The organism is Faecalimicrobium sp. JNUCC 81 (assembly GCF_053667625.1).
The window spans coordinates 2,205,628-2,223,422 of the sequence record NZ_CM132203.1 but is presented as its reverse complement, the minus strand read 5'-3'; the positions used below and the strand labels follow the sequence as shown (position 1 = coordinate 2,223,422).

General features: G+C 28.3%; 24 protein-coding genes. 15 read left to right on the top strand and 9 right to left on the bottom strand.

Annotated elements, in window-relative coordinates; all coding sequences use genetic code 11:
- Positions 1–42 precede the first annotated feature (42 nt).
- Both JNUCC81_RS11010 and JNUCC81_RS11005 read left to right on the top strand, forming a co-directional pair.
- Positions 43–849, top strand: coding sequence for a phage antirepressor KilAC domain-containing protein (locus JNUCC81_RS11010; RefSeq protein ID WP_454093515.1), 807 nt, complete (start codon positions 43–45; stop codon positions 847–849).
- Between the two features lie 34 nt (positions 850–883).
- Complete coding sequence (locus tag JNUCC81_RS11005) at positions 884–1,915, top strand: YqaJ viral recombinase family nuclease (RefSeq protein WP_454093514.1); 1,032 nt, start codon at positions 884–886, stop codon at positions 1,913–1,915.
- On the opposite strand, the gene JNUCC81_RS11000 is transcribed toward JNUCC81_RS11005, so the two are convergent.
- On the bottom strand, positions 1,912–2,166 hold the full coding sequence (locus JNUCC81_RS11000; protein WP_454093513.1) for a hypothetical protein: 255 nt from the start codon (positions 2,164–2,166) through the stop codon (positions 1,912–1,914). The two genes, JNUCC81_RS11005 and JNUCC81_RS11000, sit on opposite strands and share 4 nt — an antisense overlap.
- A gap of 76 nt (positions 2,167–2,242) precedes the next feature.
- Between JNUCC81_RS11000 and JNUCC81_RS10995 the strand changes: the two genes are divergently transcribed.
- The 6 genes from JNUCC81_RS10995 (at position 2,243) to JNUCC81_RS10970 (ending at position 7,480) form a co-directional block, all read left to right on the top strand.
- Positions 2,243–3,022: a recombinase RecT gene (locus JNUCC81_RS10995; protein ID WP_454093512.1), complete on the top strand. Its 780-nt coding sequence runs from the start codon at positions 2,243–2,245 to the stop codon at positions 3,020–3,022.
- Between the two features lie 178 nt (positions 3,023–3,200).
- Entirely contained in the window at positions 3,201–4,202 is a 1,002-nt protein-coding gene (locus tag JNUCC81_RS10990; protein WP_454093511.1) for a DnaD domain protein, read from the top strand.
- Positions 4,147–4,875 (top strand): ATP-binding protein, encoded by a 729-nt coding sequence (locus JNUCC81_RS10985; RefSeq protein WP_454093510.1) that lies wholly within the window; start codon positions 4,147–4,149, stop codon positions 4,873–4,875. The genes JNUCC81_RS10990 and JNUCC81_RS10985 overlap by 56 nt, the downstream gene beginning before the upstream one ends.
- Positions 4,876–5,226: 351 nt before the next feature.
- Positions 5,227–5,574: a hypothetical protein gene (locus tag JNUCC81_RS10980; RefSeq protein WP_454093509.1), complete on the top strand. Its 348-nt coding sequence runs from the start codon at positions 5,227–5,229 to the stop codon at positions 5,572–5,574.
- Between the two features lie 56 nt (positions 5,575–5,630).
- Positions 5,631–5,825, top strand: coding sequence for a YwbE family protein (locus JNUCC81_RS10975; protein WP_454093508.1), 195 nt, complete (start codon positions 5,631–5,633; stop codon positions 5,823–5,825).
- Between the two features lie 170 nt (positions 5,826–5,995).
- Complete coding sequence (locus tag JNUCC81_RS10970) at positions 5,996–7,480, top strand: flotillin family protein (protein ID WP_454093507.1); 1,485 nt, start codon at positions 5,996–5,998, stop codon at positions 7,478–7,480.
- 39 nt (positions 7,481–7,519) lie between these two features.
- On the opposite strand, the gene JNUCC81_RS10965 is transcribed toward JNUCC81_RS10970, so the two are convergent.
- The 7 genes from JNUCC81_RS10965 to JNUCC81_RS10935 form a co-directional block, all read right to left on the bottom strand.
- Entirely contained in the window at positions 7,520–7,942 is a 423-nt protein-coding gene (locus JNUCC81_RS10965; RefSeq protein WP_454093506.1) for a hypothetical protein, read from the bottom strand.
- Positions 7,943–8,080: 138 nt separating this feature from the next.
- A complete protein-coding gene (locus JNUCC81_RS10960) occupies positions 8,081–8,539 on the bottom strand; it encodes a DUF6773 family protein (protein ID WP_454093505.1) in 459 nt (152 codons plus the stop codon).
- 2 nt (positions 8,540–8,541) lie between these two features.
- A complete protein-coding gene (locus JNUCC81_RS10955) occupies positions 8,542–8,736 on the bottom strand; it encodes a helix-turn-helix transcriptional regulator (RefSeq protein ID WP_208331810.1) in 195 nt (64 codons plus the stop codon).
- Between the two features lie 368 nt (positions 8,737–9,104).
- Positions 9,105–9,707 carry a VanZ family protein gene (locus JNUCC81_RS10950; RefSeq protein ID WP_454093504.1) on the bottom strand — a complete coding sequence of 201 codons (603 nt, stop codon included), beginning with the start codon at positions 9,705–9,707 and terminating at the stop codon, positions 9,105–9,107.
- Between the two features lie 291 nt (positions 9,708–9,998).
- A complete protein-coding gene (locus JNUCC81_RS10945) occupies positions 9,999–10,145 on the bottom strand; it encodes a YvrJ family protein (RefSeq protein ID WP_454096393.1) in 147 nt (48 codons plus the stop codon).
- A 110-nt stretch (positions 10,146–10,255) separates the two neighbouring features.
- Entirely contained in the window at positions 10,256–10,486 is a 231-nt protein-coding gene (locus JNUCC81_RS10940) for a DUF2922 domain-containing protein (protein ID WP_454093503.1), read from the bottom strand.
- A 38-nt stretch (positions 10,487–10,524) separates the two neighbouring features.
- Positions 10,525–10,743, bottom strand: coding sequence for a DUF1659 domain-containing protein (locus JNUCC81_RS10935; protein ID WP_208333190.1), 219 nt, complete (start codon positions 10,741–10,743; stop codon positions 10,525–10,527).
- Positions 10,744–11,006: 263 nt separating this feature from the next.
- Between JNUCC81_RS10935 and JNUCC81_RS10930 the strand changes: the two genes are divergently transcribed.
- The 5 genes from JNUCC81_RS10930 (at position 11,007) to JNUCC81_RS10910 (ending at position 12,610) form a co-directional block, all read left to right on the top strand.
- On the top strand, positions 11,007–11,183 hold the full coding sequence (locus JNUCC81_RS10930; protein WP_454093502.1) for a Mor transcription activator family protein: 177 nt from the start codon (positions 11,007–11,009) through the stop codon (positions 11,181–11,183).
- 111 nt (positions 11,184–11,294) lie between these two features.
- Entirely contained in the window at positions 11,295–11,510 is a 216-nt protein-coding gene (locus JNUCC81_RS10925; protein WP_454093501.1) for a DUF3791 domain-containing protein, read from the top strand.
- On the top strand, positions 11,510–12,004 hold the full coding sequence (locus tag JNUCC81_RS10920; protein ID WP_454093500.1) for a DUF3990 domain-containing protein: 495 nt from the start codon (positions 11,510–11,512) through the stop codon (positions 12,002–12,004). Before JNUCC81_RS10925 ends, JNUCC81_RS10920 begins: the two co-directional genes overlap by 1 nt.
- The gene (locus tag JNUCC81_RS10915) at positions 11,991–12,221 is read left to right on the top strand and encodes a hypothetical protein (RefSeq protein ID WP_454093499.1); all 231 of its coding nucleotides are present in this window, start codon (positions 11,991–11,993) and stop codon (positions 12,219–12,221) included. Before JNUCC81_RS10920 ends, JNUCC81_RS10915 begins: the two co-directional genes overlap by 14 nt.
- 134 nt (positions 12,222–12,355) lie before the next feature.
- On the top strand, positions 12,356–12,610 hold the full coding sequence (locus JNUCC81_RS10910; protein ID WP_454093498.1) for a Mor transcription activator family protein: 255 nt from the start codon (positions 12,356–12,358) through the stop codon (positions 12,608–12,610).
- A 74-nt stretch (positions 12,611–12,684) separates the two neighbouring features.
- Here the strand turns inward: JNUCC81_RS10910 and JNUCC81_RS10905 are convergent, their stop codons facing one another.
- Positions 12,685–14,283: a peptide chain release factor 3 gene (locus JNUCC81_RS10905; protein ID WP_454093497.1), complete on the bottom strand. Its 1,599-nt coding sequence runs from the start codon at positions 14,281–14,283 to the stop codon at positions 12,685–12,687.
- Between the two features lie 561 nt (positions 14,284–14,844).
- Between JNUCC81_RS10905 and JNUCC81_RS10900 the strand changes: the two genes are divergently transcribed.
- The gene (locus JNUCC81_RS10900) at positions 14,845–16,584 is read left to right on the top strand and encodes an ABC-F family ATP-binding cassette domain-containing protein (RefSeq protein WP_454093496.1); all 1,740 of its coding nucleotides are present in this window, start codon (positions 14,845–14,847) and stop codon (positions 16,582–16,584) included.
- A gap of 210 nt (positions 16,585–16,794) precedes the next feature.
- Positions 16,795–17,766 carry a TIM barrel protein gene (locus tag JNUCC81_RS10895; protein WP_454093495.1) on the top strand — a complete coding sequence of 324 codons (972 nt, stop codon included), beginning with the start codon at positions 16,795–16,797 and terminating at the stop codon, positions 17,764–17,766.
- The last annotated feature ends 29 nt before the right edge of the window (positions 17,767–17,795 follow it).

Below are 17,795 nucleotides of genomic sequence, written 5' to 3'. Positions count from 1 at the left end.
AATAAAGTTACCAAAGAGCAATATTTAGAGGGGGAGGATAATGTGGAAGGCTTAAAAATCTTTAATAATAGTGAGTTTGGAGAATTAAGCGTGGTTGTCAAAGACAATAAAGAGTATATAGAAGCTATATCAGTTGCACAAATTTTAGGATACTCAAATCCTAGAGCTGCAATAATAAGTCACTGTAAAAAAGAGGGGGTAATTTTTTACGACGTAGGGGTAGTTACTGGTAAGAAAGGTGACTTAACTAATGCAATTCAATATGTAAGTAAAAAATTTATAGATGAAGGTAATTTGTATAGACTTATTATAAAATCAAAGTTACTAAGTGCTAGAAAATTTGAAAAATGGATAATGGAAGAAATTATCCCTAGTATAAGAAATCATGGAGCATATTTAAGTGATGATGCAATAAGCAAAACATTAGAAAATCCAGATTTTATAATTCAACTAGCAACTAAATTAAAAGTAGAAAAAGAATCAAAACTTATAGCATTAAAAAGAGCAAAAAACTTAGAAAATATTATAACTTTGGATAGACCGTATACAAAGTTTGGAAAAGCTATAGCACAATCTAGTGATTCAATAACTATAGGTCAGTTTGCTAAGGTACTAAATAATAACGACATACTTATTGGAAGAAACAGGTTATTTAGTTGGCTTAGAGACAATGGATACCTTATAAAAAGTGGAAAAGATAAAAATATGCCAAAGCAAGTTTATTTAGAACAAGGACTGTTTAAAGTTTCAGAAAGTATAGTAAGAACTTCAGAAGGGGAAATAATCTCAGCTACAACACTTATAACAGGTAAAGGACAACTATATTTCCTAGGAAAATTTGAATGTTAATATAATAGTTTAATTAAGATGTAGGGGAAAACAAATGAGAAAATATTTAGATTCATATATAGCCTATGAAACTAATAATATGAGCAAAGATGAGTGGTTAGAAAAAAGAAAATGTGGAATAGGGGGAAGTGATGCAGCAAGTGTGCTAGGTCTTAGTCCATATAAAAGTTCAATGAGTGTATATATGGAAAAGATTCGCGATGCTCATTTCGCCAACGTCTGCTCGGCAAGCTCACATCCCGCCTTTCAAAATTGCCATAGCGCCAACGACTCAAAAGGCGAGTCCGCCTTTCAAAATTGCTACACTGATGAAGAAGTAAATTATAGTATGAAGCTTGGAAATAAGTTAGAAAACTTTGTAGCTAGTGAATTTAGCTTAAAGACAGGTAAGAAAGTAAGAAATATTAATGGAATACTTAAAAATTATAAATATCCCTTTGCAATAGCTAATATAGATAGAGCTGTTATTGGAGAAAAAGCTTTTTTAGAGTGTAAAGTGACTAATAGTTATTCTAAGAAATTGTGGGAAAAGGAAGTTCCAATCCACTATCAAATACAATGTCATCATTATATGGCAGTAACTGGAGCTACTCATTGTTACGTAGCCGTACTTATTGGTAATGAGGGATTTGTAATTCATAAATTAGATAGAGATGAAGATCTTATAAATCAAATTATGGATTTGGAGAAAATGTTTTGGGACAAGTGTGTAATTGGTGGAGAACTACCAACTCCTGATGGAAGTGATGATTATGGAGAAGTACTTCAATATTTATATAAAGATAGTAAGGAAGAAGAGCTTATATTATTTGAAAAAGAAGAATTATTAAATAGATATGATGAAGTTTGTGGACTTGTCAAAGACTTAGATAGTGAGAAAAAGACAATAGAACAATATCTTAAGTTACAAATGAAAGAATATGAAATAGCATATCTTGGGGATAGAAAGATAACTTGGAAAAAGCAAGTTAGAAATAGTTTAGATAGTAAGAGATTAAAAAAAGAACACCCAGAAATAGCTAATAAATATATGAAAACTACTACCTCACGAGTGTTTCGAATTTAAATTTTAAGTAATTTTAGAGTCAGCATGATAATTAAACATATAAGTATTATACCGTTAACAACCAAAGTAGAGTTTATCTTGCCAGTATTTTTATAATTGATAATACCTTTATTTATATCAGGAATCCAAGCAATAAGAAGTCCTATCATTATTAGCATCGGCTCTTTAATAAAGAAATTAGAAATTATAATTATAATTCCTATTAATTTAAATATATTGAATGTATCATCCATAGAAAAGAATTTTTTCAAAGTAAGACCTCCTATAATTTAATAACTTAATTATAGCGTTAATCTAAAAAACTTTCAATAAAGGGGATAAAATCAAATGAGTAACTTAAAAAATACATTGAAAAATAAAGAAGATAAAGGAAGCAATATAGCTATAAGTAAAGCTTATGCTATGAAACAACTTATGATAAAAATGAAAGGGGAAATAGAACAAGCACTTCCTAGTCAATTAAGTAGTGAAAGATTTCAAAAAGTTTCCTTAACTGCTTTTAATTCAAATCAAAAACTTCAAAATTGTGAGCCAATGACTTTTATTTCAGCTATGATGCAAAGTGCACAACTTGGTCTTGAACCAAATACACCCCTTGGCCTTGCATATTTAATACCATATAAAGTAGATGGAGTTTGTAAAGTACAGTTTCAAATTGGATATAAAGGACTAATTGAACTTGCTACTAGAAGTGGTAAACTAAAAACTTTGTATGCACATGAAGTTAAAGAAAATGATGAATTTGATATAGACTATGGACTTAAGCAAAAGTTAATTCATAAACCTCTTTTAAAAGGAGATAGAGGAGAAGTTATTGGATATTATGCAGTTTATCATTTAGAGCCAAGTGGATATAATTTTGTTTTTATGACTTATGATGAAGTTAAAAATCATGGTAAGAAGTATTCTAAAAACTTTGATAGTGAGATATGGGAAAAAGAGTTTGATTCTATGGCTAAAAAGACTGTTATTAAAAAGCTACTTAAATATGCACCATTAAGTATTGAGATGCAAAAGGCTGTTGCATTTGATGAAAGTGTGAAAGATGTTATTGATAGCGATATGTTGTTAGTTGATAGTGTAGACACGCTTGATGTTAATATATAAGTCTTCCTCCAGGCTAACGCATTGTCGGTGCGACTTATATATTAACATCTTCGCTAGGTTACCACGAGCAACTTATATATTCCCCCATCTTCGCTGGTTAACTCTGGATACTATAGATTTCAACTTGAGGTGTGGTAGGAATTTTAAAAGATTATAAATTATAAAGGGGGGGAGTTATATGGCAGTTTATAGGCATATACACATAGATTATTGGCAGGATGGTTTTGTACTTGATTTAACACCTGAAGAGAAATATTTTTATATTTATCTTATGACAAATTCAAAGACTAGTCAGTGCGGAATATATGAGTTACCTAAAAGGATTATAGAAACTGAAACTGGATATAATCGTGAGACTGTAGAGAAGCTTATATATAGATTTGAAGAATATGAAAAGATTGTTTACTTTGAAGATACTAAAGAGCTATTTTTAAAGAATTGGATAAAGCATAATAAGGTTGTAAGCCCTAAAGTTAAAAAATGTATAGAAAAAGAGTTACTGAACGTTAAGAGTAGAAAACTTATTGAATTATTTTTAAATGAGTGCAATAGATATGGATACAGTATAGATACTAATAATTTAAAATTAAATACCACTATTGATAGTGTATCTATACCCGTAGCCTATGATGAATACAAACTAGACAACCACTATAGGGAAAAAGAAAAACAAAAAGAAGAAGAAAAAGAAAAATATAAAGAAAAACAAAAACTTGTTAATCACAATTTGGATAGTGAAACTAATTTAGGTAATGAAGATTTAGATAATAAGCATGTAAGTAATATAAGTAAGTTTAAAACTTTATATGAACAAAATGTAGGACTTATAAATACTATTGTTGGGCAGTGGCTATTTGAAGTGTGTGAAAGTATAGATTATGAACTTTTTAAAAGAGCTATAGAAATTGCAACTGATAAAGGCAAATGCAATAAGGGATATATAAATGGGATTTTAAAACAATGGAGTGACAACAATATAAAGTCTATTAATGATTTAAAAGCTTATGAGATAACGTTAAAAAATAGGGGAGATAGTTATGGAAAATATAAATGTGAGCCTTCAAAATCTAAATATGCCACAACACTTGAAAAAGAGGATGAAGGAATTTATAGAAGACCAACAGATGAAGAGGTCGAATCTATTAGAAGAGAGAGGGAGTCACTTAGAAACAGAGAGTGAGTATAGATGTGATAAGTGTAGGGATTTAACTTTTATAATAGATGATGGAGTAGCAATTCCTTGTGAATGTAGAGCTATAAGAGAAGCGGAGGATATACTTAAAAAGAGTGGTATAAGCGAGGAGTTTAGGAATAAGACTTTTGATAATTTTGATTATGCTTATGATGTTCAAACATTTGATGCTTATAGGGTTGCTACTAAGTATGTTAAGGATTTTGATTGTATGGAGAAGAGTAGGAATAATTCTATAATGTTTGTTGGACAAGTTGGGTCTGGTAAGACCCACTTGTCTTTGGCTATAGCTAATGAGCTTATGGATAGTGATGTTGGGGTTGTTTATATGGGGTATAGGGATGTTATTGTTAGGATTAAGCAAAATATTATGGATAAGGTTTATTATCATAAGGTTATGAATCGGTATAAAAATGCTAGGGTGCTACTTATTGATGATTTGTTTAAGGGTAGTGTGAGTGGTAGTGATATTAATATTATTTTTGAGCTTGTTAATCATAGGTATTTTAATAATTTACCTGTTATTGTTAGTAGTGAGAAGGGATTTGAGGAGTTGATTGAGATTGATGAGGCTATTGGGAGTAGGTTACTTGAGATGTGTAAGGGTTATAGGGTTGAGATTAAGGGGAAGAGGTTAAATTTCAGGATTTATGGAAAATAAATATAAAGATTACTGCATATCCATTGTATAAGTCATTTGATAGAACTCATTCAGATTTATGTTACAAATCCAATCAGATGAGATTTTATCGACTCCTATATAAGCCCCTAGTAAATAGCTATAGCTAAGGCTTCTTCACCTAAGCAATATTCTTAATTCAAGATAATTATGTGCAATGAAAATAAGCCAATAAATTATAACAAAGGCACTAGATAAATACGTGTGAATTTGTTATCTTTAAAGATAGTGTATAAAATGTATTCAAAGTGTACTATAATGGTAAAAGTATATGCCTCTAAAAGATGGAAATATAATATAATAAGAGAATAAACTATATTAGGAGGAATCACCGTGGCAAAATTAGAAGGAAAGACATTATCAGATAGTTTAAATTCGTTAAAATCATTTCATAGATTTCATGATTTTGAGTGTAGTGAGTTTGATGTAGGCATAAAGGCTATTTCAAAGTCAGATAAAAAAGTTATATTTGATAAACATGTTCCGGTACGTGTTGTATTTAATAAAGATAGACAAGCTATAACTATAGTATGGCAAGAGGCTGGGATAAAAAATTATAGAAGTAAGCAGCTCTTTGAAAGGTATGATCCTAATTTTAATGAGATGATTATTGATGAAGATAATTTTTCTTTAGAAATTAATTCTGCGGAGTCAGATAAAATACTAATTATTAATTACTAGAAGATAAATACAATAAAATGTATAAATATCTTACAAGAAAGCAAGAGGTATAAATTATGGACGGAACTAAAAGAAGTGATATAAAAATAGGAGCAAATGTTTTTGTAGTACAAAAGCAAGATCAAAGAAGCGGAAAGTTAACAGAAGGAATAGTTAAAAGAATTCTTACTAATTCACCAAATCATCATCATGGAATTAAGGTAATGCTTGAAAGTGGAATTGTTGGAAGGGTTAAAGAAATAAAAATATAAAAAATAGTATTTAAGCATAGGTTAAATCCTATGCTTTTAATTTTGCTCAAATTTTGTTACATTAAATGAACAGACCATTTTATTATGAAATATAAAATAAATTATGTTAATTATACATAGACTTAAACAAGGGTAAGCTACTAAAATAATAAAATAATAGGGGGATTTTGATGTTTTTTGATGGTTCTATTTTAATACCAATGGTGGCAGGTGTAGTAGTCTTAATTTTAGTTTTAGCTTTAGTATCTAGAGGTTATGTCAAAGCACCAACAGATAAAGCCTTTATAATCTCTGGACTTAGAAAACAACCTAGAGTAGTAATAGGAAGAGCAACTATAAAAATACCATTTTTAGAAAGAAAAGATGAACTAGCGCTACAATTAATACAAATAGACGTTAAAACTGCTAGTACAGTGCCAACTGCAGATTATATTAATGTAAGAGTAGATTCCAATGTCAACGTAAAGGTAGGAAGTAGTGATGATTTAATAAAATTATCAGCTCAAAATTTCTTAGGCAAAGATACTAACTACATAGCTAGTGTAGCTAGGGAAGTGTTAGAAGGAAATGTTAGAGAAATAGTAGGTACAATGAAGTTAGAGGACATGGTAAAGGATAGGAAAAAGTTTGCTGAGGCAGTAAAAGAAAATGCAGAACCGGATTTAAATGCAATGGGGTTAGAATTAATAAGTTTTAATGTTCAAAACTTTATAGATGATAATAAAGTAATTGAAAACTTAGGTATAGACAACATAGTGACTATACAAAAAAATGCAGAAATAGCTAAAGCAAATTCTGAAAAAGAAATAGCTAGGGCTAAGTCAAAAGCAGATAAAGAAGCTAATGATGCTAGGGTAACTGCAGAACAAGATATAGCTATAAAAAATAATGAATTAGCTCTAAAACAGTCAGAATTAAAGATAAAAGAAGATGAGAAAAAAGCTGAAGCAGATGCTGTATATAAGATAACAGAAGAGATACAAAGAAAGAGACTAGAGACAACTAGAGCTGATGCAGATATAGAAAAACAAGAAAAGGCAATAGCTATAAGGGAAAAAGAAGCTTTAGTAAAAGAAAGAGTACTTGAAGCCGAAATCAAAAAACAAGCAGAAGCAGATAAGTATAAAAGAATGCAAGAGGCAGATGCAGAGGCTTATGAAAAGCAAAAAGAAGCAGATGTAGAACAATATAAAGCTAAAAAAGAATATGAAATATTAAAAGACAAAGCAGAAGCAGAGTTAGTAGCAGAGCAAAAAAAGGCTGAAGGTATAAGTGCGGTAGGTAAAGCGGATGCAGAAGCTATAAGAGCTAAACTATTAGCAGAGGCAGAAGGTCTAGATAAAAAGGCAGATGCCATGAATAAGATGCAACAGGCAGCAGTAATAGAAATGGTAGTTGAAAAATTACCTGAGATAGTTAAAAATGCAGCATCTCCATTAGCAAATGTGGATAGTATAACAATGTATGGTGAAGGTAACGGTGCTAAGATGGTAGGCGACATCATGACTACTACAGATAAGGTAATAAAGGGATTAGAAGGTGCAGTTGGTTTAGATATTAAAGCATTAATATCAGGTGCACTAGGTTCTACATTGATTGCAAATAAAGATAACTATACTACTGTGGATTCTGAAAGTTTAGAATCTAAGGAATAATTATAAAAATAACCCTGGGTCTTAAAAATAGACTCAGGGTTATTTTAATAGATTTTCTACAGTTTTTTTATCTTCGTCGCTAAATGTTTGATCAAAATATGCAGGTGTTTTATCAATATTTTTTAATTGTATTGGTTTGCCTTCGTTTAGATTTTTTACTAGATTTTCTATATTAAGGTTAAAAGAATCATTTTTTTCTAAGTTGATTTTTAACTCAGCAGTATCTCCTTTTAAAATATAGTTTCTATCTCCTAAACTTTCATATGTTCCCTTATTTACTTCTATATTGTTAATATATGCAACAAAGGTACTATCATCATTTTGAAAAGCAAATTGTATATGATATCCATTTAGCATACTACTTTGATAAAAACCTTGCAATGCTGGACTTGTAAGATTTGAACATCCTACTATTAATAGTGTAATAGCCATAGATATAGCTATAATTAATCTTTTTTTCATTTTACATCCCTCTAATCAACCCCTATGAAATTTATAACAATTTCAAACTTTAATTATATTATGCATAATATTTAATTATTTTACAATTACAAAATAGTTTCATTCAATAAATCTATTTCTAATTGCGTTTTTAGTATATTACTCAATATCATCTTCATCCATATCTAGTTCTCTCTCAATTTTATTTTTCTTCTTTTTACTAATATAGTAGACAAGATAAGTCATACAACCAGATACTGCTGTGAAGGTTAAAAAGTAACTTAAAAGATTACCAATATTTTTATCACCTGTTAACAAAGCAAAAAGAATAACAGACCCTACACCAGAAAATATGGTATTTTTAAAAAGACGCTTACCTGAACTTTTATCATCACCAAAAAGATTATTACCTATATTTAAATTACGAATAAGATTATAAAATCCAGCACCTACTAAACATAAAAACTCAGCCATGTATTGACTAGGTGGAGCTTGTAAAAGGAACTGCTGAACTACCACAGATATAAGTAATGCATAAGTTAATAATTGAAATCCATCACTTTGAATTTTTCTTCTTTGAGCTAAAACTCTTTCATCTTGATTTTTAACACTTTTCATTATTATTCCTCCCAAAATAAATCATCTAAGGTTTTCCCTAAAGCCTTACATATTGCAATACAGAGATTTAGAGTAGGGTTATAGTTTCCTGACTCTATTAACCCAATAGTCTGCCTTGTTACTCCTACTGCTTTGGCTAAGTCATCTTGTTTCATATCACATTCGATACGAGCTATTTTCATTCTTTTATTCTTCATATAAACCTCCTTATATTACATATGATATGATAAATATTACAAAAAGTAAACTATATATTGCATTATGTCATAAAAATTAGCTATATTTTAATACAATGTTGATTTTATTAACTATCTTAACAATAAAATAGGGAGCATACTGATATGCTCCTACCTTTAAGTTCGTAATATAATAAATTTGTGAATATATTAATATGTTCAATTAAACATCACTTTTATTTCTTGAGCAATACCTAATTGAGTTAATTATAGTTAGAACAATAAAAGTTACCTGCAATAATTGTACAAAATAATAGATGTTTTCTTGAACACTAAAAAGAGAGTAAAACAACTACTCTCTTGATTCATAATTTAATAAAAAAATGTAATTAAATTTCTTCTATCAGTTTCGGATATATTTCATCTAATGTACTTTTTATTTTTCCTTTATACATAAATTTAAATATGTACCAGGCTACAACTCCACCTATTGTATTTAATATTAAATCTTCTACATGAACTGCTCTCATATCAACTAAACCTAAAATATTCATTGCTAACTGAGTCAGCTCTATTGATAATGATATTAATAAAGCAGTTGTTGCAGATGATTTTAAACTCCTTATTTTTTCATACTTCGCACACAAATATAGTATAAATGGCAATAGTAACAATAAATTTCCAACAACATTTCTTATTATAGTTCTAAAATAAATACCACCATTAAAGTAGTCTAAAAATGGTATAAAATGTATATTACACCTTTCTATGAAACTTAATTCCTGTAAGTGTGGCAGACCACCTATATATATAGGCAATATAGTTATCCCAATAAGTAAAAATAGATATATAACAAATAAATTTGTAAAAATTTCATTTCCTATATTAACTTTAATGCAATTTTTTCTTTTTTTTGCAAGAGTTAACCCCCTTAGAATTACCCATATTGGTAATCCAAAAATAAATAACCCATGTAATTCAAATGAATACATTTCTTACTCCTCCTTATATCAAAATCAGTCTATTAATTATAACATACTATTAATTTATCAAGTATCCACTAAAACAGATGTTTTCGTGAATACTTAAAATAACTATAAAATGTACTTCGTATTATATCATTTTCAACATTGATTAAAAACAGAGTTTAAAAATTATTCATTTAATATATTTAGACTTATATTTATAAAACGAAATAATTAATTCTATTATAATATTTGGGATTGGGTAGGTTATAGATTTGCCAAATATTAATAAAAAGGAGTCTTATTTTTAAGACTCCTTTATTTCATACCTATTATATTTTTAGATAATTCATTAATACTATCAGATAGAGTCTGAAGTTTACCTTCTATCCTAACAAGTAAATACATGCTAAGGGCTATAGGAAAGCCAACAGAAGCTATCAATGTTTGAATCTCTGAATTCATCATATACACAACCTTTCGATATAAATTTTATAAGTAAAAGACTATGCTAGGAAATAGAAGCTTTATAGCATAGTCTTTATTAGTTATATTAAATTTGAGCGAAGGGAATTTTACCCTATAACTAAGTCATAAGGAGTAGTGTCAGTAACAACTACTTTAGCTTCAACAACTGCTACTAAATCCATTCCATTAGGAGCAAATATATTTTTAGCAAGTATTAATTCCATAGCTGATTTTATTTCTTCTTCAGTTATATCATCTTTAGGATCTTCTACAGATAAAGAGATTTTTTTATCATCACTATTTTTAAAAGTCATAAGTAATCTTTTAGTAAGTTCCATATTAAAGTTCTCCTTTCATAAAAATTTAATACAAAGGTTTATGCACCAAGTGTTGTATTATCAACTTTGATTATGTCTAAAACACCATGTTCTTGCAGTCCCATTATAGCTTCAGCAACATCATATACATCTTGTAAAGAAGCATTATGTTTTAAAGAAGTATAAGATTTAGTTCTAGTTTTAGATTTTCCATCTACCATGCCTAAATCTAATCTTACTTTTAAGCTTGAAGGGTTCTTTATTTCAACAACAGCCATTATGTTTACCTCCTTTTAAATTTTATTTAAGAAAAGTAATAGCTAAACTTGAAATGTAGCGCCCACACATTGCTTAAGTGAAGCGAATTTTTGATTACTTTCTTAATATGAGTATAGAAGATTTATTTTTTTAGTTATATTAAAGTATTTTAGAAAAAAGTTTAAATAAATAATTTTAAATTTATAGACTTAGTTTGTTGTTATATAAGTACCTCTAAATCTTTTAGATACAGATTGATTGTCCAAAATCTAGATACAATTTAATGAAGATGGGAGGAATTTTATGTGGGAGTAGTTTGTATATATCTAATGAGAGTAGTATTGTTAAGTCTTTTAGGAATAAGAAGATTAGAGAAAGTTTTGATGGGGAATATAAGACTATTTCTAGAAAGTTTGGTATTAGTGAGATTCAGGTTAGAAATATAGTTAATACTAGATAAATGTAGATTGATTGTATGTTTTAGAATAAATTCTTCAAGTTAGTAAGTTTTGGCTTAGGTATTTATTTATGCTATAATTAATTCATAATATATAACAAAGAGGTATATAAAATGGATGAGAAAGTATTAGAGTTTACTATTTTTTGTATAGATAATTTAGCTGAATATCTTAAAAAAGATACTAAAGAAATATATAGATTATTAAAAAAAGAAACAGATATATTAGATAACTATATAATACCTTGTTATGAAACCCTTCATAGCCAAAGTAAGAACTATATAATAGAAGATTTAGTAGAGGTTCTGAAAGAAAAGGGGTCTATATAATGATTTTATATCATGGTTCATATTGCGAAGTTGATAAGCCAAATATATCATATTCTAGAGATTCCCTAGATTTTGGTAAAGGGTTTTATCTTACATATATAAAAGATCAAGCATTAAGTTGGTTTGATAGATTTATTAGACGTGGAAGAGCTGGATGTTTAAATTCATACAATATTGACTTAGATAAGATGTGTGATTTGTATAGAGTAAAAACTTTTGATAGATATAATATAGAATGGTTAGATTTTATATTGAGCTGTCGAAATGGTGGTAGTGAATATTTAAGCTATGATATTGTAATTGGTGGAATAGCAGATGACCAAGTATATAATACAATTGAATTATACGAATTTGATTTAATAACTAAGGATGAAGCTTTAAAAAGATTAAAGTATCATAAACCTAATAATCAGATATGTATATTAAATCAAAAGATATTAGATAAATACTTAGTATTTGACAATTGTGAGGTGATAGCAAATGGAAGCAAATAAGGTGATACTTCAAAAGATGTACACAAAGATAATTATAGAGTTCTCTAATCAAACAGGTAAAGATGTACTAGAAAGTATGGATTATTTCTATAACTCTACAACTTATGACTTAATTAAAAATGGTGTTTCAGATATCCATTGTAGAGGATATAAATACTTAGCTGATGAATTAATGTTAGAGTATGGATTTAAAAATCATAAAGGATATGTTAACTAAAGTACCCTGGGTCTTAAAAACAGACTCAGGGTATTTTTAAACTTATGTTACTAAATTTACTATTAAGAAGTATGTTAAAGAATTTTATAAAAGATATGTAGGTGATATAATTTAATTAAGATGGGAGGGATTTTATGCTTAAGTATTTGAGTAAAGAGGATCTACCTGAGTCAGTTTTAGACATTGTTGATACTATAGGTATTGATGCATTTAAGGATTTGGTGAGACTTTTAGGTGGGAGTAGTTTGTATATTCCGAGTGAAAGTAGTCTTGTTAAGTCTTTTAGGAATAAGAGGATTAGAGAAAGTTTTGAAGGGGATTATAAAGCTATTTCTAGGAAGTTTGGGATTAGTGAGGTTCAAGCTAGAAATATTATAAACTTTAAGTAAGTATACACAATTAATCCCCCTACGTTTAAAAAATAGACGTAGGGGGATTAATATTTATTTTAGAAGCGAATTTTTTATAAAGAAGTTTCTCTTAAAACTATATTTTCATTTCTCTCAATTAAATGTCTAATAGACCATTCATTTTGAAGTAATACTACTGGATTGCTATTTTTATCTTCAACTAACAATGTATCCATTGGCATTGAAAGCCTACCATATTTGGAAAGATCATTTTCAATCCAACGTACATGGCGATAAGGTAGTGGATTCATTAGCATATCAACACCATATTCTTGTTTTAGACGATATTCTAAAACTTCAAATTGTAAAACTCCAACTACTCCTACAATAAGTTCTTCCATACCAGAATGAGGTTGTTTGAATATCTGTATAGCGCCTTCTTCTGATAATTGTGTAAGACCCTTTACGAATTGCTTTCTTTTAAGAGCATTTTTTGTAGATACTCTTACGAAATGTTCGGGAGCAAATTGTGGTATACCAGTGTATTGTAACTTTGATTGCTTTTCACTTAATGTATCACCAATATTAAATATTCCTGGGTCGTGTATCCCTATAATGTCCCCTGGATAAGCTGTGTCTATTATAACACGGTCTTGTGCCACAAACTGTTGAGGTTGCGAAAGTTTAACCTTTTTGTTTCTTTGTACATGATTTACTGTCATACCTTTTTCAAATTTACCAGAGCAAATTCTAAGGAATGCAATTCTATCTCTATGATTTTTATCCATATTAGCTTGGATTTTAAATATAAATCCTGAGAAGTTATCAGAATTAGGGTCAATATCACCTAAATTACTGCTACGAGGATTTGGTGGAGGCGTTATTTCTAGGAATGATTCTAAAAATGGTTCTACACCAAAGTTAGTAAGGGCACTTCCGAAAAATACAGGTGTCAATTCACCATCTAATATTGTATCTAAATCAAAATTATCTCCAGCAATATCTAAAAGCTCAATATCCTCTAGTAGTTTTTCATGAAGAGCATCACCTAATAAAGTTTTAAATTTTTCATCAGATATATCTCCAGTTGTAGAATTAGCGATAGATTGTCCATGGTTACCATCATCAAATAGTTCAACTTGATTTTTATGACGGTTAAACACACCTTTGAACTCTTTACCAGAACCAATTGGCCAGTTTACTGGGCAAGAGCGAATTCCTAAAACATTTTCGATATCTTCAAGTAGTTCAAATGGATCTCTTCCTTGACGGTCCATTTTATTGATGAAAGTGAAAATTGGAATTCCTCTCATTTTACAAACTTGGAATAATTTCTTTGTCTGATCCTCAACACCTTTAGCAGAGTCAATAACCATTACTGCACAGTCTGCTGCCATAAGAGTTCTATAAGTGTCCTCACTGAAATCTTGGTGACCTGGAGTATCAAGAATATTTATGCAAAAGTTATTATATTCAAATTGAAGAACACTTGATGCAACAGATATACCTCTTTGTTTTTCAATTTCCATCCAGTCAGATACTGCATGTTTTTGAGATCTTCTCGATTTAACCGAACCTGCTTCACGAATGGCACCACCATATAATAGAAACTTTTCAGTTAATGTAGTTTTTCCTGCATCGGGATGGGAAATGATTGCAAAGGTTCTTCTTCTTTTAACTTCATCAATCAAGTTTAAATTTTGTTCTGTCATTTTTTATCATCCTTTATTTTAATATATTGAAAGATTATAACTTATATGGTTTATAGATAAGTTATAATTGCAACCGCTTAATAGTTTTAAAATGAACATAATTTTCTATGTACTATAAAAAACTACAATCCTTTTGATATTATAACTTTATTGAAAAACTGTCAATATAAAAACCTTATGAAAATAGTATTACTATTTTACTGTTTTACTATATAGCACAAAGCCCTCTTTAAGATTAAGATGACTTTTTTATAATTTCAGCAAATATAACCTAGATGGTAGTTTATATATAAAAGAGATTAAATCTATAAACTCAAGTATGTATGATAAGTATAGAGATATCCTAAAACAAGGAGTTAATTCTTTAAAATCATATGTTTTGATGAAGCTCAAAGGGATTATTTATACCATATTATAATGATAAGTTTTAATATAAAATAATTGAAATTAGTCTAAAAAAGTGTTATGCTATCAAAAGTAAATCCAAAAATAATGTCGTTACTATATATTGAAGAGCTTATTTTTATAAGCTCTTTTTAAATGATAAAGAGAGGTAATAATATGATAAAAATTGACAACTTGTCCTACTCATTCCCGCAAAAAGATCTATATAATAATATTTCATTTACAATAGAAGATGGTCAACACTGCGCTTTTATAGGAGCAAGTGGTAGCGGAAAAAGTACACTAATAGATATAATTATGGATCCAGAAAGATATATGTTTGATGGTAATTTAGAAATGGATCCAAACTGCAAAATTGGATATGTAAGCCAGTTCTCACAATTAGATAAAACAAAAGAAATTACAGTGTTTGAATATATAGGAGAAGAATTTATTAAGCTACAAGAAAAAATTGCATCTATATGTACACAAATGGAAACATCTTCAGATATTGAGACTTTATTAGAACAGTATCAAGAAGCTTTAGATGCAATTGATGCAATTGATGGTGATGATTTTGAAAGCAATATTAATAGGAAACTAAATCTTGCAAATCTAAGCAAGCATAAAGATAAAATGATATCTGAACTTAGTGGTGGGGAATTTAAACTTATTCAAGTAATTAAGGAAATGCTTAACAATAAAGACTTAATGATTATGGATGAACCAGATGTGTTTTTAGATTTTGAAAATCTAAATGCTCTTAAAAATCTAATTAATTCTCATAAAAAAACAATGTTAATTATTACGCATAACAGATATTTACTTAACCATTGTTTTAATAAAATTATACATCTTGAAAACACAGAGCTTCAAGAATTTGATGGAAGATATATTGATTATAATTTATCATTACTTCAAACTAAAATTGAATTACAAGAATTATCTATTGCTGATGATGAAGAGATAGCAAAAAATGAGATACGAATAGAAAAATTGAGAGAGAGAGCAACTTATAATGCAGAAGCTTCTAACGGTAGAGCATTAAAAGCTAGAATGAAAATACAAGAAAGATTAGAAGCTCGTAGAATAAAAGCTCCATTTGTAGATATTAAAAAACCTTATATAAGATTAGTTACAGATAATGAAATAGAAGAAATTACTGCTCTAAAAGTTGAAGATTTAAGCATTGCATTTGATGAAGTGCTTTTAGAAAATGTTAACTTTGAGATTAAGTCTAATGATAAAGTAGCTATTGTTGGTACAAATGGTGTTGGAAAAACTACTTTACTTAGATCAATCTTTAAAAATAATCATGACTCAATTGAAATAAATAATGATATTGAAGTGGCTTATTTATCACAGATGCAAGGCGAAATACTAGATGAGTCTAATACTATACTTCAAGAGTTTTATGATGCTGGGTTTGAAACTTACGCAGAGATAAGGTCATACATTTCAAAATATGGTTTCGGGTCAGACTATATTAAGCAAAAGATAGAATCTTTATCTGGTGGAGAAAAAAATATTCTTCAATTGGCTAAAGTATCATCTAGTAAAGCAAATATGTTACTTCTTGATGAGCCAACAAGTCATTTAGATACTTATTCTCAAATGGCACTTGAGGAAGCTATAGAAGATTATAATGGTGCTATTTTAATGATTTCTCATGATTATCAATTTATAAATAATTGTATGGATTATGTTTTAATGATTGAAGATAAGACTATTAGAAAAATGACTATGAAAAAGTTTAGAAGAATGATTCATGCTAACCATTTTGACAAAGACTATTTAGAAATAGAACTAAAGAAAAAGGCTGTTGAAACAAAGATAGCAAGAGCTTTAATAGATACTGATTTTGAACTTGCAAAAACTTTATCTAAAGAGCTAGAAGAGCTGATTAAGTTACTTTAGTTTAAAATATTATCAAATAAAATACCCTGGGTCTTAAAAACAGACCCAGGGTTATTTTTATAAGTAATACAATATAACCATTTAAGTATTTAAAGTTTAAGATAGCATTTATTATATAGAAATTATACAATATCTTTAAGTATGGTAAAATAAGTAATACAATTAAAATAAAAGGACAATTTAATTATTAAGTTTATGGGGTGATATGAAATGTTAAAAATGATTAACTTATCTACATATAATTACGATATGGAAAGATACAACAACAACTACGAAAATATAAATAAATTCTTAAAAAATCATAATATAGATGCAATAGAACTATTTGCACCATTAGGCTATAGTGAAGAGTTAATACCTAAAAATAAAATAAAAGGAATACATTTAAAGCACTTTCCTACTTGGCTAGATTTTTGGAATGGAAATAAAAAAGGGACATTAGAAGACTTTGATAGTGTAGAAAATATAACAAACAATTTTGGTGGAAATGATAAAAAAGCAATAATAAATCAGTATAAAGAGGAAATAAAAATAGCAGAAAGTTTAAATGCAGAATATGTAGTCTTTCATGTAGCTAATGTAAAGCTAAAACATTGCTATAATTACAACTTTACATATACAGATAAAGATGTAATTGATGCAACTATTGAGTTAGTAAATGAAATATTTAAAGATTTAGATACAGATGTAACAATACTTTTTGAAAACTTATGGTGGCCAGGGCTTAGAATGGTAGACAAAGAATTAGCAAAATATTTTATTGAAAATATAGAATACGAAAATAAAGGATTTATGTTAGATACAGGTCATTTACTTAATACAAATTTAAATATAAGTACAGAAGAAGAAGGAATCGATTATTTATTAGATACTATAAATAATTTAGGTGAGTTAAAAAAATATATAAAAGGAATTCATTTAAGTAAGTCAATTTCTTCAAAATATGTTAAAAGTCAAATTCCAAAATATGAAAATTTAGAAATGGATTATAATGAAATAATTAATGATATAGTTTTTCATATATTAAAGATAGATGAGCATAAACCATTTACAAATAAAAAAATAAAGACTGTAATAGATATAATAAATCCAAAGTATTTAGTATATGAATTTATAACTACATCTTTGGATGAACTAAGTGATTTTATAAATATACAAGATGAAACTTTAGAATTATATTAGTAAGTATAATATGATTAAAAATATGAAAT